The following is a 22,375-nucleotide window of genomic DNA, read 5'->3' as shown; positions in this document are numbered from 1 at the left end:
ATATAAAATATTATGAGTAAAATAATTGGAATTGACTTAGGAACAACCAACTCTTGTGTTGCTGTAATGGAGGGTAAAGACCCTGTTGTTATTCCTAACGCAGAAGGTAAGAGAACTACTCCTTCTATTGTAGCTTTTACAGAAGACGGAGAAAGAAAAGTAGGTGATCCTGCAAAAAGACAGGCTGTAACGAATCCAACAAAAACTGTTTACTCTATCAAAAGATTTATCGGAACACACTTTAAAGATGATGCTTCTGAAATCACAAGAGTACCTTATAAAGTAGTTGCTGGACCAAACGATACTGTAAAAGTAAAAATCGACGATAGAGAATATACTCCACAGGAAATTTCTGCTATGACTCTTCAGAAAATGAAGAAAACTGCTGAAGATTATCTTGGACAGGAAGTAACAAGAGCGGTAATCACTGTTCCTGCATATTTTAACGATGCACAAAGACAAGCTACTAAAGAAGCTGGTGAAATCGCTGGTCTTAAAGTAGAAAGAATTATCAACGAACCTACAGCTGCAGCGTTAGCTTACGGTCTTGATAAAAACCATAAAGATCAGAAAATCGCAGTATATGACCTTGGTGGTGGTACTTTCGATATCTCTATCCTAGATTTAGGAGACGGTGTATTCGAAGTATTATCTACAAACGGTGATACTCACTTAGGAGGTGATGACTTTGATGATGTGATCATCAACTGGATGGCTGATGAGTTCAAAGCTGAAGAAGGAGTAGACTTAAAATCTGATGCAATTGCATTACAAAGATTGAAAGAAGCTGCTGAAAAAGCTAAAATTGAATTATCTTCTTCTCCACAGACTGAAATCAACTTACCATATATCACGGCTACTGCTACAGGTCCTAAGCACTTAGTGAAGAGTTTAACGAAAGCTAAATTCGAGCAATTATCTGCTGATCTTGTAAGAAGATCTATGGAGCCTGTTGCTAAAGCTTTAAAAGATGCTGGTTTATCAACTTCTGATATTGACGAAGTAATCTTGGTAGGTGGTTCTACAAGAATCCCGATCATTCAGGAAGAAGTAGAAAAATTCTTCGGTAAAAAACCATCTAAAGGAGTTAACCCGGATGAGGTTGTAGCAATTGGTGCAGCTATTCAGGGAGGTGTATTGACAGGTGATGTAAAAGATGTATTATTACTTGACGTTACTCCACTTTCTTTAGGTATCGAAACAATGGGTTCTGTATTCACTAAATTAATTGAAGCGAACACTACGATCCCAACTAAAAAATCTGAAGTATTCTCTACAGCTTCTGACAACCAGCCAGCTGTAAGCATCAGAGTAGGACAGGGAGAAAGATCAATGTTCAACGATAACAAAGAAATTGGTAGATTTGATCTTCAGGATATTCCACCAGCACCAAGAGGAGTTCCTCAGATTGAAGTAACTTTCGATATTGATGCGAATGGTATCCTAAGCGTATCTGCTAAAGATAAAGGAACTGGTAAAGAGCAGTCTATTAAAATCCAGGCTTCTTCAGGTCTTTCTGACGAAGAAATCGAAAGAATGAAGAAAGAAGCTCAGGAAAACTCTGCAGCAGATGCTAAGAGAAAAGAAGAAGTTGAGATCTTCAACAAAGCTGACGGATTGATCTTCCAGACTGAAAAGCAATTGAAAGAATTCGGTGAGAAACTTTCTGCTGACAAAAAAGCAGCTATCGAAGCAGCTCACGCAGAATTAAAAACTGCTTTTGAAGCTAAAAATGTTGATGATGTAAAAGCTAAAACTGAAGCATTAGATGCAGCATGGATGGCAGCTTCTGAAGAATTATATGCAGCGGGTCAACAGCCAGGTGCTGATGCAGGTGCCGGAGCTCAGAATGCTGGTGGAAACGCCGGAGCTGAAGATGTACAGGATGCAGACTTCGAAGAAGTAAAATAATAGATGTAAATACTAACATTTAATTATAAATCAACCCCGCGGTAAACTTTGTTTACCGCGGGGTTTTATTATGCAGAATATTTGCGAATCATTTAGAAGTATGGAGGAATTTAAATAACTTTTTTATTTTCCAGAATAATTTTGCCCCAATCATTGATATGATCCAATAAAGGAATAAATGACAGACCTAAATTTGATAGGCTGTAGACCACTTTGACAGGAGGTTTTGTTCCAAATACTGTCCGCGTTATTAACTGATCTCTTTCCAATTGTCTCAGCTGAATACTTAAAGTTGTTTCTGTAATAAAAGAAAGCTCTTTTTTTAATTCACCAAATCTTTTATCTCCATTTTTTAAGTGGCAGAGGATAACGCCTTTCCACCTCCCACCAATGAGGTCCATGACAAAACTTACTGCACAGGGATAAGATTTTTGATCAACATTGATATAGGAAGTCACACATTCTTTTTTCATTTTTTTTATAGTATCTAAATGGATAGTTATTTCAAGCTAATGGTACAGAAGCTATTTTTACACAATATTAATCAGAATAAAAGAAATAAAAAAATGTACCAGCTAGCACAAATTAATGTTGCCCGAATGATAGGAACCAACATAGAAGATCCGGTAATGAATGAGTTTGTCAGCCATTTGGATTCAGTAAACCGGTTGGCAGAAGAAAGCGATGGATTTATCTGGAGATTAAAAGATGATGAAAACAATGCTACGAGCTTCAATCCGTTTAATGATGAACAAATTATTATCAATATATCCGTATGGAAAGATATAGAATCATTGGAATACTATACTTATAAGACATTCCATGTTGACTTTGTAAGAAGAAGAAAAGAATGGTTTCAAAAATATGGAAAGGCCTATTATGCTTTATGGTGGATTAAAGATAAAGAATATCCAACTACTGATGAGGCAATGAAGCGGTTAGAATATTTACAGGAAAAAGGTTCATCTTCCTATGCATTTAATTTTCAATCTGTTTTTCAAAAGCCATAATGATACTGTCTGGAGATCTTCAGTTTTGAAAAAGAAGTGAAATTTTAGATATTGTTTATCTGATAAACATTTTGCAATGAGCTGTTTAATAAAGCTATATTTGCAAGGTTTAGTATTTATCATTAAATGAAAGACAGATATATTGCTTTTCTGGCAATGGCCGGAATAATATCTTTACTAAGTTATACTTCAAATCACCCTACGGGATATACCGTGGAAGAGCTTCGTACGTTATACAGCAGTGGAGACCAGAGCAAATGGCCTGCTCCGCATTTATTTGATGAAGCTAAGAAAGGTTTTCAGGATATCGGACCTTTGTCTGAAATGAATTTTCCTGAAGACAATCCTTATTCCGAAGACAAAATGGAGTTGGGAAAAATGTTATTTTTTGATCCGAGGTTATCCAAAAGCGGGCAGATTTCCTGTGCCAACTGCCATAATCCCGAAATTGGATGGTCAGATGGAAGCAGAGTTTCTTTTGGTCACAACAGGCAGACAGGAACTAGAAATGCACCTACTTTAATAAATATTGGATATGCAAAAACGTTTTTCTGGGACGGCCGCTCAGCAACTTTGGAAGAGCAGGTGAAAGCCCCTATCGAAAATCCGGTAGAAATGAATCTGCATATGTCAATGGCGACAAAGAATATCAAAGAGATTAAAGGTTATAAAGCTTTCTTTGTAAAAGCTTTCGGGAATGGGGAAGTGACAGAAGAGAAAATTACAAAAGCCATTGCAACATTTGAACGCTCTCTGGTAAGTCCGCCATCAAAGTTTGACAAATTCGTTACCGGGGAAAAAGATGCTTTAACGGATTCTGAGATCAACGGACTTCATTTATTCCGTACCAAAGCAAATTGTATTAATTGTCATAACACCCCTTATTTTTCTGACCAGAAGTTCCATAATCTGGGGCTGACCTATTACGGAAATAAGTATGAAGATCTGGGAAGATATATGGCTACCAAAAAGAATGAAGATGTTGGAAAGTTCAAAACACCCACACTGAGAGAAGTTTCTGAGAATAAGCCTTACATGCATAACGGACTTTTCCCTGAGCTGGCGAACGTTGTCATGATGTATAATGCCGGAATGGTAAAGGAAATTCCAAAAGCAGATCAGATCAATGATCCAAAGTTTCCCCACAAATCAGGAATGATAGAAAAACTGAATTTAACAGATGACGAAGTTTTTGATATTGTAGCATTTTTAAAAACCCTAAACAGTTACAAATACAAAATGCGTCCACCAGAATTACCTAAGTCATAATCATTATAATAAAACTCTTCCAGCCCTGGAAGAGTTTTTTATTTCAAAAAAATAGTAATCGCTGTATTCAATCATAAAACAATTTTCGTAACAGGATATTTCGTTGATAGTAATACTTGTTTTGTCAATTTAATATCTGGTTTTGTGTGTTGGATTTGGGTAGAAAGTTTGCTTAAAAAGCTCTTTAATTCCATAATAAATATTTAGTTATTAATAATTTATGAAAATTTATTTATGAATTATGAGATGTGATTTTAATTTGTATATTTGATTTTATTTAGAATAAATAAAAATATTATTTTAAAATAATAATGAATACAATTTTATCCATCTAATCCACAATCTTCACTAAAACTATGGAACAACAAAACAAAAGAATTCTCACGTTGGATTTAATAAAAGGTATAAGTGTCATCGGAATGATTATCATACATACCTTGCTGGTGTATGCCAATGTAAAATCACAATACGAAACAGCCATTGGCAGTTTTATTGTTTTTCTCGGAAGGGGAACTTCCATTTTCCTGATTTGCATGGGAATTACCTTTATGACTTCCAGCCATCAAAGTCTTAAGAGTGCTTTGAAACGTGGTGTTTTACTGGTATTTGCAGGCTTGTTTATGAATTTTATGAAGTTTATGATCCCTGTGATTTTTAATTTTGCTCCTGATAATTTTATCCAAAAATACGGATGGCATGCTCCTATAGAGCAACAATATGTTTATCTGGTACAGTTGGGTGATATTTTACAGCTGGCAGGAATGTCTTTGCTGTTTGTCGGGTTTATCAGAGAGTATGTGAAAAATAAATACATCATTCTGGCGATAGGTCTGTTCGTTGCATTGATATCCAGAGAAGTTAGTGGAATTAACCTGGACTATCCTGTGATCAATTATATTCTGGATCTTCTTTTTAATACTGACTATCCGGCTTACGTGTATTTTCCTGTTTTTCCATGGATGGCTTTTATCATCATCGGAATGTTTTTCGGAAAATGGTTCCAGGAGTTGAACTACAACAGCAAACAATTATTTAGAAATATGCTGTATGTGGGATTGGTTTTCGTTGCAGTTGGTGCGCCATTGGTTTTTCTGTATGGCGAATACAATTACAACGGTTTCTATCATATGGGACCCGGAGGAGTTGTTTATTTTGCAGGCTGGACGCTGATCTTCCTGTGGATTATCTATACTCTCACGGTAAACAGCAAGGAAAATAAGGCAATTAAAGTTTTAAAATATTGCAGCAGAAACCTGACTTCAATGTATATGATCCAATGGATACTGATCTCATGGGGAAAAGGTATTTTTGGGTACAGACAGCATAGTATTGGCTATGTAATGGTGCTTATTGTACTGTATATTATTCTCACCTTTTCAGTCCAGACTTTGGTAGATATTGTGAGAAAGAAAAAAACATTAATTGTTTTCAGACCAATGTCAGCGGACAAAACAGTTTTGAAATAATTCCAATCCTTTTTTAATCATAAAAACCACAGTAAGTTTACTGTGGTTTTGTTTTGGAATTAAAGAATCTCCACTTCTTCAGGAATTACAAAAAGAATCGTACAACCTTGTTCAGACTTTACTGAATGTTTAAAATTGGGTGGAGTATACAGATAATCTCCTTTTTCAAGTTGGGCTCCTGCAATAGTAGCATCACCTTCCATAATAAAAAGTTCCTCTCCGGCAGGATGATTGTGATAAGGATAGCTGGCTCCCGGTTCAAATTTTAAAAGAATGCTGGTAGAACGGTTTTTCTCCGGATCGAATTTTAAAGATTTTACAAAAATACCTTCATAATGAATTCCTTTTTCAATTAAAGGTTGCCATTCTTTTTGTTCTGTTTTTACGATGTAATCGTGGATGTTGGTGTTCATGATATATAAATTTTAATTGTTATTGTTGTAAAAATTGGTCTAAACTCCATTGATAACGGGAGAAAGTACTCAGGAGAAATGCTCCGGCGCAGAATACAAAAACAGAATAATCTAAAGGCTCTTTAATGCCAAAAGAAATACTCATCGCAACCGCAAAAAATAAAGTAAGAATAGAGGCGCACCGTGCAGTTCCTTTTACCAGATAACCTACAAGAAGCAGAATACCGATTGATAATTCAGCAGCTGTAGACAATACGGCTATTATGGAAGCCCATGACTGCGGTAAAAATGAATTTGTTTCAGCGGTATAGTCCACAAACTTTTTCCAGCCTGAAGATTGCGCTCCCCAAAGATTCAGCCTGCTTGCTACGGCTGATAAAAATCCGAATGCCAGAGCTATCCTCAATAAAAAAACGGCGGTGTCCTGTTGCGTTTTCATACTTATAATTTTTAGGTCTTAATTACAGTACAAAGTTCAGGGAAAACCATTGTCTAAAGAATAGACAATTCCGGGAAAAGCATATAATATTTAATGCAGGAAGAGGAGGGAAGAGAGGAGTTGGAAGCGGGAAGTGATGATAAGGCTGTATATTTTTTGTTGCCTGGCTTCTTTTAGATTTCCTTTACTGCCTTTTGATAATCTTTAGGAGAACGTGAAGTATGCTTTTTAAAGAAATTTGAAAAGTAGAAAGGATCATTGAAGCCCAGCTGATAAGCAATTTCCTTTACCGATAGTTTTTCATACAGTAAAAGTCTTTTCGCTTCAGAAATAATAAGGCTGTAGATAACATTCTGAGCAGTTTTGCTTGTGTGGAGTTTTGAAACTTCATTCAGTTTGGCTTCAGTAGTTCCAAGGAGATCAGCAAAATGAGAGACCTGATAATTGTTTTTGAAATTCTTTCTGACACTTTCAAGGAATTTTAAGAATAAAGCATCCGGTTTCCAGATTTCATCACCGTTGGCAATTTTACTGCGGTTGATTTCTACCAACAGCAATTCTACCAGAGAATGTGTAGAAATCAGATATTGGTAAGGCTGCTCCAGAATTTCTTTTTCAATGGTATTCAGTGTTTCAGAGAAAAATGAAGGATTATGAACGGTGATTATCTCATTCATTCCAAAATGACAAAAAAGCCCGTTGTGAAAAATAAGTTCAATATCACTATCACTTTTAGAGAAGAAGTCCAGAGTAAATTCCAATGCAGTAAGTTCTCCTTCAACTGTTTTTAACTGATGAAACTGTCCTGAAGTAATTGTTACGGCCTGATTGGGTTTCAGGATAAAAATATTTTCGTCAATCAAAATTTCAGCGCTCCCATGATGACACCAAAATAGCGTGTATCTGATGACGCGTCTTGGCTCAGGATGCCCTGACTGATGAGAATATTTTTTTATTTCAATCATCTTTAAACTTATTTAAGAATTGAAGATTCCATTTTTTTATACTATATCAGAAATCCAATTTATCATTGACTAAATTACAAAATGTTTAACTAAATTCATTGGTCCCAAAGTTATATGTCAAAGAAAAATACCTAAATTCGTATAGGTTTAAACAAAAATTCAAAAATGAAATACTCTAAAATTATTATCGTTGTTGCGCTGTTTTTATTTCAGTTAGGAGCAGCACAGGAAAAAGCAGATGTTGTATTAAATAAAGCTTTCACGGAGGCTAAAACAGGGAAGAAAAATGTTTTACTGGTATTCCATGCTTCATGGTGTAAATGGTGCAAGATGATGGAAAAAAACATGGATCTTCCTGAAGCTAAACCTATTTTTGATAAAAGATTTGTCACTGCTTATGTGGATGTTCAGGAAAGAGGAGATAAAAAAAGTCTTGAAAACCCTGGCGGACAGGAACTGATGAATAAATATAAAGGGGAAAATGCCGGACTTCCTTTCTGGCTGATTCTAAATCCAAAAGGAGAAGTACTGGCAGATTCTTTTGATGCAAAAGGAGAAAACCTGGGATCACCGGCCACACCGGAAGAAGTAACTGCTTTTATTGCTAAGCTGGAGAAATCCTCAAAACTGAGTAAAGAAGAATCACAGATCATAGAAAAGGTATTTGTAAAGAAATAATCCTTTAAAATATAAAAATCCCTCCAATAAGTTCATTGGAGGGATTTTTATTATATCATCGGCTGATTAAAACTTCTTATAATAATATTCAATATTACTCCATAAAACCTGATCATCAGATTTTGTCATATCGGATGGAGTGGTAAAAAGATTTCCAAACATATTTTCATATTGAGAAGTACCGAAAGAGGTATTCTGAACAATAGTCAATCCGTCACCCTTATTTCTGGATTCACGTTTCATATATTGTAATGTTCTTTTCAAAGTAAACGTAGCATTCTCTTTATTAAAGTCACCTATATAATCCGGCTTACCGCTGTTATCATTAACAAGTACCGAATCATTGACGATTTTAATAGTGTACGTGATATCAGCTGAGTTTCCGGCAATTAATTGTATAGATTTTTTTTTCAGATCGAGAACTATTTTCTTCCAGGCCGGTTCCTTATACATGCTCCAGTATTTGCTCAGATAAGATTCATCAGGATTAGATTTACTTCCAAATGATCCTGTATAAAGAGTGGTTCCTTTTACTGCATAGCTTTTGAATTCAAATTGATACATTTCTTTATCAATTGGCTTCGGATCATCAATGGTGTTGTCATTATTTCCACATGAGATCAACGATAGGCATATCATTGCTGCATAAAAAGGGTACTTCATTGTTATTATTTTTGCAAAAATAGGAGTTTTACACGTATGAGGTGAAATAGAAGAAGGTGTGATTTGTCAGTAACAGAAAGAAAAAGCAAAAAGACGAATTCATTTATTTGTCTTTTTGCTTTTTGTTTTACATGTTATTTTCCAAAATATATCATATCCTGCTTCTGCTGTTCATTATAAATGATCTGGAAGCTTACAGGCATATATTGATAAAGGAGTTTCCAGTGTTGAATTTTTGCGTGTTTCTTGAAACTTTCAAAAGATCTTACAAACAGGTTTTCAATCATGGTTCTTACATAAGAATCCCCGTTTTTATAGATTGAGTCCATCAGTTTAAGATGATGGGCAATAATACTGATTTTAGATTCCTGTAAAAGCTTCTTCAGATAATTCACGGTAGCCTGCATGATTCCAGCGAAATTGTCCTGAACAGACAACTGTGTGATTTCATTGCGAAGTGGCGGATAGAAAAATTTTAAGTATTCAACAGCTATTTTTTGATTAATAGTTTGCATTTGTACTTTCATCATAATTAAGATTTTTCAAACACTTTGTATTGCAGCGAAATGTATACCAAAATTTAAAGGCAGGCTGCAAAAATAAATACAGATACTATCACAGCGATGTGAGTGAGCAATATCTCTGTATTGTGTCTGTTAGTCGTGGTTTTCCAGGTTTTCCAGTCTGAAATCTTTCTTATTTTATTTTTCATAATCTATTGATTGTGAGTTATTTTTAATTTTGTTTAATTTAAACACTTTGTAATGAAACGGATAAAAAATGTAATAAAACCTTTATATGCCGTGACTGTAAATTTGTCTTGAATATTCCTTCTGAAGGTTGGTAGAAATGTGACTAAAAATCACTTTTTTGTATTCCTCGGTGCAGAAAGCGGTACAATTGTCCAGAGAATAGATGAAAGTAGTCTCAATAGCATTTTTTAATACCGTATCTCCGTCAGTGTAGATTTTGTCCATTTTTTGTAAACTTCTGAACAACAGATTTCTGTCATTCTGACGGATCATATTTTTAATACGTTCTGTAAAAGTGCGGATGATGCTGTATGAATTTTGAATTTTAATTTCTTTCACTTCTTGTTCAAAATCAGGAACCACGTCTGTGATTTCCTTTACGGCTTGTAGATAATTCATAATATTATATTTTAATGGTGATTCTGTTCCAGCATTCTGATGATGGCGCCAAAGATGAAAATGGTTAAAAAAGCAAGAAAGAGCAGGTGATAGGGCTTCAGCCACTTTGGCGTTTCAGGTCCTCTGCTTTTTAATCTTCTCAGCTTGTCGAGTCTGTTTAAAGTCTTTAAGTCCATTTTTCTATGTTTTCAAATCATGATGCCAATGGTATTCCGTTGAAAATAAATTTGATTTAAAATATTGATAAATAGTGTTTTATGATTTTTAAGCTTGGTTTTTAAGATAAAAAAGCATGTCAAAATGATAAGCGTTTTATCAATTTGGAAAAATAAAAGACAAAAATTTCTCCTAACAAGTCTATTTCAACAAACGACTGAGAATTCCCCTCCTTTGGAGGGGTGGCGAAAATTCAAAGAATTTTTGACGGGGTGGTCAAAACTCAGCACTCTGACATTTTTTAAGTTTCGCAGAAAGAATAAGAATGAATATCTTTGCAGTCCAAATATTCAGAAAAATGTTTTCAAAAATAATAGTACACAGAGTAGGAAATAAGATCAATGGAGATTCCCTGACACTTTCCCAGGAGGAATTGAAACTGGAAGAAGGAATGGCAGAAATGCTTGAAGATTACTTTTTAGGATCTTTTAAATCAGAAGAAACTTTTCACTTTTACAGTGACACTTATCTGGTGAATAATCCGGTTTACAGCGCGGTATCAGAAATTTTTGATGACAAAGCCAAGTTCATCTGGGAGTCTGAAAACATTGCAAAACACCTTTTTGAAGCAGCTGAAAACCCAAGAGTTCAGAGTGGAGAACTTTTCATTGTACTTTTTGAAGATGAAAGTGACCGCCCTGATAAAGTGGATAAAATCGGGATCTTCAAAACTGAGAAGAGAGAATCTTTCCTGAAAATTACACCTTCAGAAGAAACATTTGATATTGAAAAAGATCAGGGAATCGGGCTGTCTAAAATTGATAAAGCTGCTTTGATCTACAACAACAATAAAGAAACCGGATATGTACTTTCTGTAGTTGATAACAACAAAAACGGGGATATGTACTACTGGTTTGAAGATTTCCTTAAAGTGAAACAGCGTGATGATGAATATTTCCACACGCAGGAAGCTTTGATGGTCTATAAAGATTATATTACAAAACAGCTTCCTCAGGAATTTGAAGTTTCCAAAGCAGATCAGGCAGATTTCCTGAATAAATCAATTAATTTCTTTAAAGAAAAAGAAGAATTTAAGCTGGATGAATTTGCAAATGAGGTATTGGGAGACGAACACGTGATTGAAAGCTTCGTAAACTTTAAAACAGATTACGAGCAGGATATGCAGGTGAATATTGCTGAAGAATTCCCAATCAGTGAAGCTGCGGTAAAAAAAACTCAGAGACACTTTAAAAGTATTATTAAGCTAGATAAAAATTTCCACATTTACATCCATGGAGACCGACAAAAAATCGAAACGGGTGAAGATGATAAAGGAAAATATTACAGACTTTATTTTGAAAAAGAGGTGTAAAAAAGATGTCTCCCGTTCCATAATAATATCATAACTTTATTGCTGATTACAAAATAGCAGCTATGAAATTTATGATCATTTTCTGGGGGATTTTTCTCTTTTTTTTCTGCGTTCCTTTTCCGATTTTCATTTATATGATAAGTGAGGAACTGGCGACAGAACCGAGAAATTCATTAGCTGTGAGCTATGGGTATCTCGGTTTTTCTTTGCTTATATGGCTATATGTTATTGCCTTCTTTATCAATATCCTTTTTATAAAAACCTTTAAGGAGAAGAATACGATTCAATCCATACTGCGGAACGGAATTCCCAGAGAAGCAAAAATCATCAGCTATAAACTCCTGAAGTATATTCCGAAAACCAATATGAATATCATTCAGATTGTTCTTTCATTTCCTAATCTCAGAGATACATTGATTGAGCATGAAATGATGTTTCACGATTCTAAACCACATGAAAAAAGATTTGAGGCCGGAAATAAGGTGAAAGTACTGCTTAATCCCAAAGTTTCACAGGAACCTTACTTTATTTTAAGTGATCAGAAAGTGGGTTTCAATACCTCTGGAATCGTTTTAAGAATTGTGTTTGTTGTATTGATGATTGCTTACATCGTTGGACTTTACTATTACTTCTATATGCGGGAATCTTTTGATTTTGGCTGGAGATTCCTGACCTTCATGCACCCGATTATTTTCAGTGGTGTCATAACGCTTATTTATATATTGGTTTTTCAGTTGCTGATCAGCAAGCTTTTTAAAAATAAAAAAGAAGAACAAATCCTTTTTTCAGGAAGAAATGCTGAAGCCAATATTATCAGTGTAAGTCAGACAGGACTTCTTGTAAATGATCAGCCACAAATTATGTTTCAGGTGAGTTTTAAAGACTTCAGAGGCACTGAACATACTGCAGTCTACAAGAAAATTGTCAGCCTTTTGAATCTCTCTTCTGTCCCTAAATACGGAACTATTGAAATTATGTATGATGAGAATGATCCGAAGAAAATTATGATTCCTAAAGGATTTTAGGGCAAAATGAAGGATGTAAAAGTGGAGAAGGATAATGATGTATCGAATTAATTATTTAACATAAATAAAAATAACAAAAAGCATTTTTTAATAAATGCTTTTTTATTTAAGTAATATGATAAAACCAATTCAATTTTATACGAAAAATTTTTAAGTGAAAAATATGTTTTTTTCAGAAAACCAACGGATTAACATAATAAAAAATATCTTATAGATATGAGTTAGCTGTATATATTTGAGACCTGATTAAAAAACATATTTTATGAAAAAAATGAAAAAAATGACTCGTGAAGACCTTAAAATGGTAAGTGGTGGTCAAGTTTGGTATACTGAAACTTCTTGTGGGGTACAAGCTACAACTACTCAAGATTGGACAGCAGAGCAAGCAAATGCTTGGGCTGCAGCTCTTGAAACAAATTATTGTAAGCCAGCTACTCACTATGGACCGAGTAAAAACCTAGCCTGATTAATGTAAATTGATGCACTTATAGTGAAATTAAAACTATAAGTGTAATTTTATAATGAAAAACATCCCTTATGCATTACCATAAAAAATTACTACAATTATTCATTTTATTTTATGGTGTTTTATTATATGCACAATCATATAAACAGGATACTTTGCGTGGTGAATTTACTTATCTGTTAAAAGCTAAATTCGATACACGAACTGATAATAAACATGAAGAATTATTTTCATTACAAATAGGTGATAATCGTGCATTTTTTGCGAGTGTTACATCGCTGAAAGGAGATTCAGTAATGGCGACTTCAGGAACAACAACAAAGAATGCTGATGGAAGTATAACTCTTGGCTGGAAAACGGGGGTTGCGATTCCAAAAACGAGTTTTAACTTTACAATTATACAATCAGCTGAAGATATACAGTATTTTGATTCTGCTTTCATGTCATTACTTATGTATAAAGAACCTGTAATAAAGAATTGGAAGCTTATGAATGAAACTAAGGTAATTAATACAATTATTTGTAAGAAGGCAGAAGTTACTTTTAAAGGGCGTCACTGGATTGCATGGTATTCTCCTGAAATTCAGTTGCCTTACGGTCCGATGAAATTTAGTGGATTACCAGGATTAATTATTAAAATAGCAGATGATAGAGGTGATTATGATTTTGAACTCGTAAAATCTGTACCTACTTCTAAATTGAAAGGTAAATTAGTTAGTATTAAGAAAAGTAGATATATTGGAGCTACAGAAACTACACAAGCGAAGTTGAAACAGACGCAAAGAAATATTCAAGCTAATGTCACTGGTGTACTTGCAAGTTATGAAACAACTATTATACAAGGGCAGGAAATAATAAGACAAAGACAAAAAGAAAGAGAAGAAAATAAAAAATACGAAAACCCACTAGAATTAGAAAAAGATTAGTCATTACTAATCTTTTTTCATTTGCTAATATCTATTCATCTTTTTTCCCTTATTCACTATCTTTGTCTCCTTAGCTGAATCCTATGAAAACAACAATTGTCGATCTGACAAAACCCATCCAATACAATGCAGGTGACCCTTGGTTCATGAGGGTGAAAATCAAACATAAAGCACACAGGAAATCACATTGGCTGATTCGGTTGGCACTAAGACTTCCAGCGAGGCTTTTTCCTAAAAACTGGACGGGCTGGGCAGATGACACGATCAAAAATATGGGACTTCATGCTACCACTCATATTGATGCTCCATGGCATTATGGACCTGTCGTGGAAGGAAAACCTGCAAAAACCATTGATCAGATTCCGTTAGAATGGTGTTATGGGGATGGAATTGTGATTGATTGCACCCATAAAGAAGACTTTGTGGCCATCACTGTAGATGATCTTAAAAAAGATCTGGATAAAAACGGAATTACCATACAGGAAGGAAATATTGTTTTGATCAGAACCGATCGTGACAAAATGATGGGAACCTCAGATTTTGTAGAAAAAGGCACGGGAATGAGCAAAGAAGCTACAGAATGGCTGATTGATCAGGGTGTGAAAGTAATGGGAATTGATCAGTGGGGTTGGGATCTTCCTCTGAAATATATGGCTCAGAAGGCCAAAGAACTCAATGATCCGGAATTCTTCTGGGAAGGTCACCGCGTAGGTATTGAAAAAGAATATCTACACATCGAACAGCTTACAAACCTCAGTGCATTACCTCCATCCGGATTTAAAATCTGCGTATTTCCGCTAAAAATTGTAGGCGGGTCTGCAGCTCCGGTAAGGGTAGTGGCCATGATGAACGAATAAAAGTAAATCAAAAAAAGAAAGAGCAAACCTGCATGGCAGATTTACCCTTTCAAACATGATCATTTTTAGCGTTCTTCTTTATTGATTTAAGTTTTTTTCCTGAAAAATAAAGCTCTGCTATACTCAAAATTCATTCTGGCGATATTGAGTACGGAAATTCCTTGTGGGCATTCCACTTTGCAGGCTTCTGTATTGGAGCAGTGCCCGAATAATTCGGTGTCCATCTGAGCTACCATGTCCAGAACCCTTTTGCTTCGTTCTTCTTTCCCTTGAGGAAGAAGGGCCATATGGGTGATTTTTGCTGAGGTAAATAATGCTGCACTTCCGTTTTTACACGTAGCAACACAAGCTCCGCATCCGATACACGCTGCAGAATCAAAAGCTTCCTCAGCCGTTTGATGAGTCACCGGAATGGCTGTAGCATCAGGAGCCTGGCCTGTGTTTACCGATACAAAACCTCCTGAAGATATAATTCTGTCAAAGGCAGATCGGTCTACTTTTAAATCTTTCTTCACAGGAAAAGCCTCAGCACGGAAAGGTTCTATCAGAATGGTTTCCCCATCTTTAAAAGACCGTAAATGAAGCTGGCAGGTGGTTGTATTTTTCAATGGACCATGGGCAATACCATTAATCATCATTCCACATTGTCCGCAGATTCCTTCACGGCAGTCGTGATCAAATTCTACAGGCTCGTCACCTTCTATGATCAGTTTCTCGTTCAGAGTATCCAGCATTTCTAAGAAAGACATATGGGAATTCAATCCTTTCAGGTCGTAGCCTACCAGCTTTCCTTCACTTTTTCTGTCTTTCTGTCTCCATATCTTAAGATGTAAATCCATAATTTTCTGTTTTTTATTTGTAACTTCTTACCGTTGGCTGAATTTCTTCGAAGGTTAATGGCTCCTTTATCAGCTCAGGTTCTTCATTTTCACCAGCCCATGCCCATGCAGAAATAAACTGGTATTCAGCATCATTTCTCATCGCTTCTCCATCCGGAGTCTGGAATTCTTCTCTGAAATGAGCCCCACAGGATTCATTACGGGTTAAGGCATCATAGCACATCAGTTCCCCGATTTCAAAATAATCGGCAACACGTCCTGCTTTTTCCAGTTCGGTATTCATTTGATCTCCCTGTCCGGAAACCCTTACATCCTTATAAAATTCCTCTTTTAGTTTTTTAATTTCCTGAATGGCATATTTCAGACCTTCTTCATTTCTGGCCAGTCCGCAATAATCATACAGGAGTTTTCCTAATGTTTTGTGGAAATAATCAACGGTTTTAGTTCCTTTGATATTGATGAAATCTGTGATCTGTTCTTTAACAGCTTTCTCAGCCTGTTCAAATTCCACTGTATCCGATGAAATTTTTCCGGTGTGAATTTCATCTGCCAGATAATTGGCAATGGTGTAAGGAGCAATGAAATAACCGTCTACAGAGGCTTGAAGAAGAGAGTTGGCTCCCAATCTGTTCGCTCCATGGTCTGCAAAATTAGCTTCACCTAAAGCAAACAATCCCGGAACGGTAGTCATTAACTCATAATCTACCCAAAGGCCACCCATTGAAAAATGGGCAGATGGAGAGATCATCATGGGTTCTTTATAGGCATCGTATCCCGTTATTTTAAGATACATATCAAATAAATTTCCATATTTCTCTTTGATCTTATCTTTTCCCTGTTCCTGTATCGCTTTTGAAAAATCAAGATACACCGCATTTTTCAAAGGTCCGATTCCGAAACCTGCATCAATTCTTTCCTTCGCAGCACGGGAAGAAATATCTCTCGGAGCAAGATTCCCGAAGGCAGGATATCTTCTTTCAAGGTAATAATCTCTTTCATTTTCAGGAATGTCATTCGGAGGTCTGTTTTCACCTTCTTTCAACGGAACCCAGATTCGTCCGTCATTACGTAATGATTCAGACATTAAGGTCAGTTTAGACTGATAATCTCCGGATTGGGGAAGAGAAGTGGGGTGTACCTGAATCCAGCTTGGAGAAGCCATTAAAGCGCCTTTTTTATGCGCTCTCCAGATTGCAGAGCCATTGCATCCCATAGCAAGGGTAGACAGATAATAGATTTTTCCGTAACCTCCCGTTGCCAATACTACAGCATGGGCTGCATGTCTTTCAATGTCTCCTGTGTCTAAATTCCTTACGATGATCCCTCTGGCTTTACCGTCAACGGTGACCAGATCAAGCATTTCATGTCTGGAAAACAATTGTACAGAGCCTTTTCCAACCTGTCTCATCAATGCCTGATAAGCTCCCAGAAGAAGCTGTTGTCCCGTTTGTCCTCTGGCATAGAAAGTACGGCTTACCTGAACCCCTCCGAAAGATCGGTTATTCAGATATCCTCCATATTCACGTCCAAAAGGAACTCCTTGAGCTACAGCCTGATCAATGAGGTTCAGAGAACATTCTGCCATCCGGTATACATTAGCCTCTCGGGCTCTGAAATCTCCTCCTTTCAGTGTATCTACAAACATTCTGTACACACTGTCACCATCATTTTTATAATTTTTTGCAGCATTTACACCTCCTTGAGCTGCTACAGAGTGTGCTCTTCTCGGGCTGTCCTGAAAACAGAATGATTTGACATTGTATCCCATTTCTCCCAAAGAGGCGGCAATAGAACTTCCCGCAAGTCCTGTTCCTACAACAATCACATCCAGTTTTTTACGGTTGGCAGGGTTGACGAGCCTTGCTTTCTTTTTATAATTTTCCCATTTATGTTCCAATGGGCCTTGTGGTATTTTTGAATCTAAAATCATGACCGTTCTGTTTAATGATAAGTAAAGAATACATACACCGGCATCAATGCAAAACCTACACAGATGATGATTGAATAGGCAATTCCGATCGTTTTGAACCATTGTACAAACTTAGGATGATAGAGGCCCAGAGTTCTTACAGCACTGTATATCCCATGGATCAGGTGATAACATAAGGCAATCATGGACAGTACATAAATAATGACATACCACCATTCTTTGAATACCGTTACTACTAAAATATAGAGATCTTTATTTCCGTTCTCATCCAAAGGCGGATTTCCAAATTTGTAGATATACCAGAAGTTCTGGAAATGGATTACCAAAAAGATCAGGATTAATGTTCCGAGGATTCCCATATTTCGGGAAGCCCATGTACTGGCTCTTCCACGTCTGTCCGACTGATAACCGCCACCGGACTTTCTGTTTTTTAATGTAATAATCAGCCCATCTACAGCATGCAGAATAATACTGGCATACAAAACGTAAGAAACTATTTTGATAATAATATTTCCTGATAAAAAATGTGAGTATGCATTAAACTGCAGGTGCGCCTGTTCTTGTGGCAGAAAAAGCTGAAGATTTCCAAGGAAATGAATCAACAGGAAGAATCCCAGAAAGAGTCCTGTAAGGCACATCAGCATTTTTCTTGACAATGTTGATAACATATTTTTGATTTAAAAATTAATAATATCCTAAGACTTTCATCCACAATCCTCCTACAACCATATAGATGATCAATAGAACGATTCCTATCTCAAGACCTCTGAGCCACCATGCTTTCAGGTCTACATATCCGCTTCCGAAGAATACCGGAGCAGGACCGTGTCCGTAATGGGTAAGTACACCATAAATAGAACCCATGAAACCTAGCATCATCGCCAGCAGCATAGGAGGAATTCCTAAAGAAACACCTACACCCAGTAATGCTGCATACATAGCCGCTACGTGAGCGGTTGCACTCGCAAAAATATAGTGGCTGAAGAAATAGACAACAATAATTACCGGGAAGGCTACCTGCCAGCTCAGACCTCCGATCTGAACTTTGATAAGGTTACTGAACCAGCCAATGAAGCCGAGTTCATTCAGAGAACTAGCCATCATTACCAGTACAGCGAACCAGACGATGGTGTCCCAAGCTCCTTTTTCCCCCTTCACATCTTCCCAGGTTAATACTGAGGTCAATAACAATAAAGTTAATCCAATGAAAGCTGTAGTTGTAGCGTCAATAGAAAGCGCTCCGCCGAATATCCAAAGGGCTAACAGAATAAAGAATGCTAACAGCATCAGCCATTCGTTTCTGGAAATAGGTCCCATTTCTTTTAATTTCTGAGCGGCCATTTTCGGAGCATCTCCTGTTTTTTTCAATTCAGGCGGATATAATTTGTACAGTACCAAAGGAACGACAAAGAATGCTACTGCTCCCGGAATGAAACCTGCTGCAGCCCATGACATCCAGGTAATATCAATACCAAGGTTAGCTGCAAATTTCTGACACATCGGGTTACTTGCTGTCCCGGTAAGGAACATAGAAGACGCGATGAGGTTCATATAATAGCTGTTCAACGTTAAGAATGAACCTAATTTTCTATGGGTTTCCGGTTTTTCAGGAACGGAATCAAAGCTTATCGCCATAGATTTCATGATAGGATAGATAATCCCACCACCTCTTGCGGTATTACTTGGAATAGCAGGAGCAAGGCAAACATCGGCAAGTCCTAATCCGTAAGCCAAACCCAATGAACTTTTACCAAAAACTCTGATGAATAGAAAGGCAATACGGTTTCCAAGTCCTGTTTTGATAAATCCTCTGGCGATAAAGAATGAGATCCCGATCAGCCAGATTACTTTGTCTCCAAACCCGGAAAGCGCTTTTGTAATAGATTTTCCTGCATCTCCGGGAGCAACCACCTGTGTAAGTGCTGTAAAACCAATGGCCATCATACACATTGTACCCATTGGAGCCGCTTTAAGAATGATTCCTAAAATGGTTGCCGCAAAGATGGCAAACAAATGCCAGGCATTTTCAGCAACTCCCTCCGGAGCAGGAATGAACCATATGATCAACGCAACAACAAATGTAATCGCTACGTTTCTGATATTTATTTCTTTCATGATACTAACTATTTAATCGGTTAAAATCTACTCTGTACCTGGACAATGAATAGATTGTTATTGTATTGTGAAGTGTTTTCCACCTGATATTTGTAGCGGTCGAACTGAACCCCAAGCTGAATCCTTGCCCCATAATTTTTCAGAAATTCAAGTCCGAACATTGGAGTAATCGTTTGTCTTGGGTTGGATGCCATTCTAAAATTCGTGTCAAGGTATTCGTACCGGCATGATAGCTCAAAGGCGCTCAGGTTTTTGTGATTGATTTCATATCTTAAATTCGGAAGGAAATAAGCTCCCCGGATCAGATATTGGTCAGGATTATCAGGACGTAATTCAGGTGCGATGGAATTGTATAGAACATGGTTGGTTGCCTGTTTGGCTTCCAGCTGCATATCAAGGCTCCATTTTGGGTCAAACTGGATCAGTGAACTCAGATCGATTCCCAAAGCATATACTTTTTTACTGAATACTTCTCCGGTACCTCCATTCAGACCTACATTGAAGTGATATTTTTTTGATAATCCGAAAACAAGACGGGTAGAATACTGCTTTCCATTATCATTATCGTTGATCTGGTTTTTCCCATTTCCGTTGACTACCGAAACAGCATATTGGAAGGGGATTTCTCCCAACTGAAGCTGTCCTGTGGCAGACATCCCAATCTGGAAGCTCGTCCAGCCCAGTTTTCCGAATTCCGTATACTGATTAGACCAGTCTAAAGATTTAATAATATCAATAGGGTAGGTTTCTTCAATACCAAACCAAGGTCTGAACTGTCCTACGGTAATTGCTAATTTCGGATTGAAAGTGTACTTCAGATAAGCATTTTCAAGAACTCTGCTTTTAGGATCATTTTTAAAATCGGCAAGATTGGCCAGAACAACAACTTCTGTACGTTTGCTGATCTGTGCACGGACCTGAACCCTCATATATTTGAGCATGAAATTATTATCCGTCCCTGAACCATCCGTGTGATGAAGTCCGTTGACATCTACATCTTTGCTCATCCCTACGAGATAACGTGCCTGAAAAAGGCCTTTGATCTGCAGCTGCGGATATTTTACATTGTCTTCTTCCTGTGGAGGAGAGGTGGTCTTCAGAGAATCCTGATTTTGTGCATACGCTGATAACCCGCAGACCAGCATGCACAGGATCAGGCTTTTCTTTTTAATTGAAAAAAAGGCCATATCTATTTTTGTTTTTTTGTTGTAAACTTTACTTTACCACAAGTATCTTTTATGCGCTTGAATGAAAGAAAAGTGTTTTTAACCACCCCGTCAAATCTTTAATTTGACACCCCTTCAGGGGAGGGGAATGGTCAAATATTCAATCATAGTTCGTTGATACTTAGTTTTTTTATCTGTAGGGGCAGATTTTTACTTAAGCATAAGTGGTTTGTGGTGAAATATCTATTTTAATCCTAAGAATGCGAACGGTGCAGATTCTTTAAAATTTGCATTGGATTTACCGTTGTAAGTGTTGTTATTACTAAGATCCAGTTTCATTACTTTTCCCTTAGAGCTTAGGTCGAAATCTTTAAGATCTACCCAAAAAGTATTCGGTGTGAAAACCGTTTCAAAATAATACACCAGGTTTTTCTGATCAGAAACAGAACGCCATCTTGTGGATGAAATATTAGGTTCCGTTGCTGAAGTGATTCCGTAAGGCACTGAACAGTTTCTGATGACACTGAAAACACTTGCTATAGCTGTACGGGTATCAGCAGTCTGCGGTATTGCATTTATGTAGTAAGAAGCTCTTACGAAGCGGTCTGCAGCACGGTTGGTTCCCGGAAGCATTACTGTTCCCGGAATTCCTTTCCAGTAATTGTTAAGAGCCAGCTGTTCTTCAAAAACTGGAGAATTGGTCATTACCGTATAAGACGGATCATGATGAATAATCAGTTTGCCGTCAATATATTCAAATACCGCATTGTCTCCTGAAGCATCGGAAATGGAAAGATGAACTGTAGTAAATCTTTCTGTTCCCGGAATATAATCACTTACAATAACGAAGGGCTCTTTTCGTGAAAATTCTACTGCTTCTTTTACGGTGGCGAAATTATCGAGATAATATTGTGCCCATAATGAAATGGCAATTCCCTTTTTACTTCCTTTTCCATCGAACTTCGGGTACTGGGATTCTCCTAACCAAAGAAGGTTGGCAACCAGTCCTTTCTCATTCATTCCGTCTGCTGATGCAATATCCCAGGAAGAACTGATTAAGCTTCCGTATTTGGAATTCCATTTTACAGATTTAGAGCCTACCAGTCCGTTGCGATCTATCCCTTTTGGGAAAACCCACAGGTTGGCCGGAATTTCATCACGCCAGTCCATAGAACGGGCTGTAATAACGGTATTCTGTGGTCCTTTGTAAACCACTCTTGTACATGCTTCTGATGGATTCCATAATCCTATAGATAGGACCAGAGAAAATAAAATTAATGGGAACTTTTTCATAATAGTATTATTTGAATTTAAATTTTATATTGAATTTATTGTGAATAATTCAATGAATTTTTATCATATTCATTATTTGGTGATATAAATTTAGATAAATTTGTTTAAATAAAATAATTATTTAGGTTAATAATGAGTAATTCATGTTATGAATCATAGTTAAAGCATAATAATTGGATTATTGTATACTTTTTTGTATATTTTAGAGATATGATAGTAAAAGTGGGTAAAAATGAAGAATGTTTTAATACTTTTTTCGACCTTT

At 36.6% G+C, this 22,375-nt stretch carries 25 protein-coding genes; 10 read left to right on the top strand and 15 right to left on the bottom strand.

What is annotated here, in order from left to right:
- The first annotated feature begins 12 nt into the window (after positions 1 to 12).
- A complete protein-coding gene (gene dnaK / locus DYR29_RS10085; protein ID WP_047420886.1) occupies positions 13 to 1,911 on the top strand; it encodes a molecular chaperone DnaK in 1,899 nt (632 codons plus the stop codon).
- A 110-nt stretch (positions 1,912 to 2,021) separates the two neighbouring features.
- On the opposite strand, the gene DYR29_RS10080 is transcribed toward dnaK, so the two are convergent.
- Complete coding sequence (locus DYR29_RS10080; RefSeq protein ID WP_213280369.1) at positions 2,022 to 2,384, bottom strand: winged helix-turn-helix transcriptional regulator; 363 nt, start codon at positions 2,382 to 2,384, stop codon at positions 2,022 to 2,024.
- Positions 2,385 to 2,477: 93 nt separating this feature from the next.
- Here DYR29_RS10080 and DYR29_RS10075 point away from each other — a divergent pair, with 93 nt between their 5' ends.
- The 3 genes from DYR29_RS10075 to DYR29_RS10065 all read left to right on the top strand — a co-directional run bounded on the left by DYR29_RS10075 (position 2,478) and on the right by DYR29_RS10065 (position 5,656).
- Positions 2,478 to 2,921 carry a DUF3291 domain-containing protein gene (locus DYR29_RS10075; RefSeq protein ID WP_047421793.1) on the top strand — a complete coding sequence of 148 codons (444 nt, stop codon included), beginning with the start codon at positions 2,478 to 2,480 and terminating at the stop codon, positions 2,919 to 2,921.
- Between the two features lie 126 nt (positions 2,922 to 3,047).
- Entirely contained in the window at positions 3,048 to 4,190 is a 1,143-nt protein-coding gene (locus tag DYR29_RS10070; RefSeq protein ID WP_213280367.1) for a cytochrome-c peroxidase, read from the top strand.
- A gap of 356 nt (positions 4,191 to 4,546) precedes the next feature.
- A complete protein-coding gene (locus DYR29_RS10065; protein WP_213280366.1) occupies positions 4,547 to 5,656 on the top strand; it encodes a heparan-alpha-glucosaminide N-acetyltransferase domain-containing protein in 1,110 nt (369 codons plus the stop codon).
- Between the two features lie 59 nt (positions 5,657 to 5,715).
- On the opposite strand, the gene DYR29_RS10060 is transcribed toward DYR29_RS10065, so the two are convergent.
- From DYR29_RS10060 to DYR29_RS10050, 3 genes are all read right to left on the bottom strand, one after another.
- A complete protein-coding gene (locus DYR29_RS10060; protein ID WP_142717602.1) occupies positions 5,716 to 6,069 on the bottom strand; it encodes a cupin domain-containing protein in 354 nt (117 codons plus the stop codon).
- Between the two features lie 19 nt (positions 6,070 to 6,088).
- Positions 6,089 to 6,508, bottom strand: coding sequence for a DoxX family membrane protein (locus DYR29_RS10055; RefSeq protein WP_213280365.1), 420 nt, complete (start codon positions 6,506 to 6,508; stop codon positions 6,089 to 6,091).
- A gap of 173 nt (positions 6,509 to 6,681) precedes the next feature.
- A complete protein-coding gene (locus DYR29_RS10050) occupies positions 6,682 to 7,473 on the bottom strand; it encodes a helix-turn-helix domain-containing protein (protein WP_213280364.1) in 792 nt (263 codons plus the stop codon).
- A gap of 165 nt (positions 7,474 to 7,638) precedes the next feature.
- Here DYR29_RS10050 and DYR29_RS10045 point away from each other — a divergent pair, with 165 nt between their 5' ends.
- Entirely contained in the window at positions 7,639 to 8,151 is a 513-nt protein-coding gene (locus DYR29_RS10045; protein WP_213280363.1) for a thioredoxin family protein, read from the top strand.
- A 66-nt stretch (positions 8,152 to 8,217) separates the two neighbouring features.
- On the opposite strand, the gene DYR29_RS10040 is transcribed toward DYR29_RS10045, so the two are convergent.
- The 5 genes from DYR29_RS10040 to DYR29_RS10025 all read right to left on the bottom strand — a co-directional run bounded on the left by DYR29_RS10040 (position 8,218) and on the right by DYR29_RS10025 (position 10,141).
- Complete coding sequence (locus DYR29_RS10040) at positions 8,218 to 8,814, bottom strand: hypothetical protein (protein ID WP_213280362.1); 597 nt, start codon at positions 8,812 to 8,814, stop codon at positions 8,218 to 8,220.
- Positions 8,815 to 8,948: 134 nt separating this feature from the next.
- Positions 8,949 to 9,344, bottom strand: coding sequence for a DUF7674 family protein (locus tag DYR29_RS10035; RefSeq protein WP_047420913.1), 396 nt, complete (start codon positions 9,342 to 9,344; stop codon positions 8,949 to 8,951).
- A 50-nt stretch (positions 9,345 to 9,394) separates the two neighbouring features.
- Positions 9,395 to 9,526: a hypothetical protein gene (locus tag DYR29_RS22920; RefSeq protein WP_274608430.1), complete on the bottom strand. Its 132-nt coding sequence runs from the start codon at positions 9,524 to 9,526 to the stop codon at positions 9,395 to 9,397.
- 82 nt (positions 9,527 to 9,608) lie between these two features.
- Positions 9,609 to 9,965: a DUF7674 family protein gene (locus DYR29_RS10030; protein ID WP_213280361.1), complete on the bottom strand. Its 357-nt coding sequence runs from the start codon at positions 9,963 to 9,965 to the stop codon at positions 9,609 to 9,611.
- A gap of 11 nt (positions 9,966 to 9,976) precedes the next feature.
- Positions 9,977 to 10,141: a hypothetical protein gene (locus DYR29_RS10025; protein ID WP_249413667.1), complete on the bottom strand. Its 165-nt coding sequence runs from the start codon at positions 10,139 to 10,141 to the stop codon at positions 9,977 to 9,979.
- Between the two features lie 338 nt (positions 10,142 to 10,479).
- Between DYR29_RS10025 and DYR29_RS10020 the strand changes: the two genes are divergently transcribed.
- From DYR29_RS10020 to DYR29_RS10000, 5 genes are all read left to right on the top strand, one after another.
- Positions 10,480 to 11,493 carry a nucleoid-associated protein gene (locus DYR29_RS10020; RefSeq protein ID WP_047420915.1) on the top strand — a complete coding sequence of 338 codons (1,014 nt, stop codon included), beginning with the start codon at positions 10,480 to 10,482 and terminating at the stop codon, positions 11,491 to 11,493.
- 62 nt (positions 11,494 to 11,555) lie between these two features.
- On the top strand, positions 11,556 to 12,518 hold the full coding sequence (locus tag DYR29_RS10015) for a hypothetical protein (RefSeq protein ID WP_213280360.1): 963 nt from the start codon (positions 11,556 to 11,558) through the stop codon (positions 12,516 to 12,518).
- A gap of 262 nt (positions 12,519 to 12,780) precedes the next feature.
- Positions 12,781 to 12,984 (top strand): hypothetical protein, encoded by a 204-nt coding sequence (locus DYR29_RS10010; RefSeq protein ID WP_213280359.1) that lies wholly within the window; start codon positions 12,781 to 12,783, stop codon positions 12,982 to 12,984.
- Between the two features lie 71 nt (positions 12,985 to 13,055).
- A complete protein-coding gene (locus DYR29_RS10005; protein ID WP_213280358.1) occupies positions 13,056 to 13,910 on the top strand; it encodes a GLPGLI family protein in 855 nt (284 codons plus the stop codon).
- Positions 13,911 to 13,993: 83 nt separating this feature from the next.
- Complete coding sequence (locus tag DYR29_RS10000; protein WP_213280357.1) at positions 13,994 to 14,767, top strand: cyclase family protein; 774 nt, start codon at positions 13,994 to 13,996, stop codon at positions 14,765 to 14,767.
- An 86-nt stretch (positions 14,768 to 14,853) separates the two neighbouring features.
- On the opposite strand, the gene DYR29_RS09995 is transcribed toward DYR29_RS10000, so the two are convergent.
- The 6 genes from DYR29_RS09995 to DYR29_RS09970 all read right to left on the bottom strand — a co-directional run bounded on the left by DYR29_RS09995 (position 14,854) and on the right by DYR29_RS09970 (position 22,110).
- A complete protein-coding gene (locus tag DYR29_RS09995; RefSeq protein ID WP_213280356.1) occupies positions 14,854 to 15,606 on the bottom strand; it encodes a succinate dehydrogenase/fumarate reductase iron-sulfur subunit in 753 nt (250 codons plus the stop codon).
- A 13-nt stretch (positions 15,607 to 15,619) separates the two neighbouring features.
- A complete protein-coding gene (locus tag DYR29_RS09990) occupies positions 15,620 to 17,536 on the bottom strand; it encodes a fumarate reductase/succinate dehydrogenase flavoprotein subunit (protein WP_213280355.1) in 1,917 nt (638 codons plus the stop codon).
- Positions 17,537 to 17,547: 11 nt separating this feature from the next.
- Positions 17,548 to 18,204, bottom strand: coding sequence for a succinate dehydrogenase cytochrome b subunit (locus DYR29_RS09985; protein WP_213280354.1), 657 nt, complete (start codon positions 18,202 to 18,204; stop codon positions 17,548 to 17,550).
- Between the two features lie 16 nt (positions 18,205 to 18,220).
- The gene (locus DYR29_RS09980) at positions 18,221 to 19,651 is read right to left on the bottom strand and encodes an anion permease (RefSeq protein ID WP_213280353.1); all 1,431 of its coding nucleotides are present in this window, start codon (positions 19,649 to 19,651) and stop codon (positions 18,221 to 18,223) included.
- A 20-nt stretch (positions 19,652 to 19,671) separates the two neighbouring features.
- Positions 19,672 to 20,838: a porin gene (locus DYR29_RS09975; protein WP_213280352.1), complete on the bottom strand. Its 1,167-nt coding sequence runs from the start codon at positions 20,836 to 20,838 to the stop codon at positions 19,672 to 19,674.
- 222 nt (positions 20,839 to 21,060) lie between these two features.
- Positions 21,061 to 22,110, bottom strand: coding sequence for a linear amide C-N hydrolase (locus DYR29_RS09970; protein WP_213280351.1), 1,050 nt, complete (start codon positions 22,108 to 22,110; stop codon positions 21,061 to 21,063).
- Positions 22,111 to 22,375: the final 265 nt, after the last annotated feature.

This window comes from Chryseobacterium indologenes (genome assembly GCF_018362995.1).
In the GTDB taxonomy this organism is placed as follows: domain Bacteria; phylum Bacteroidota; class Bacteroidia; order Flavobacteriales; family Weeksellaceae; genus Chryseobacterium; species Chryseobacterium indologenes_G.
The sequence above is the reverse complement of the archived record's forward strand: the minus strand, read 5'-3'. Positions and strand labels throughout refer to the sequence as shown.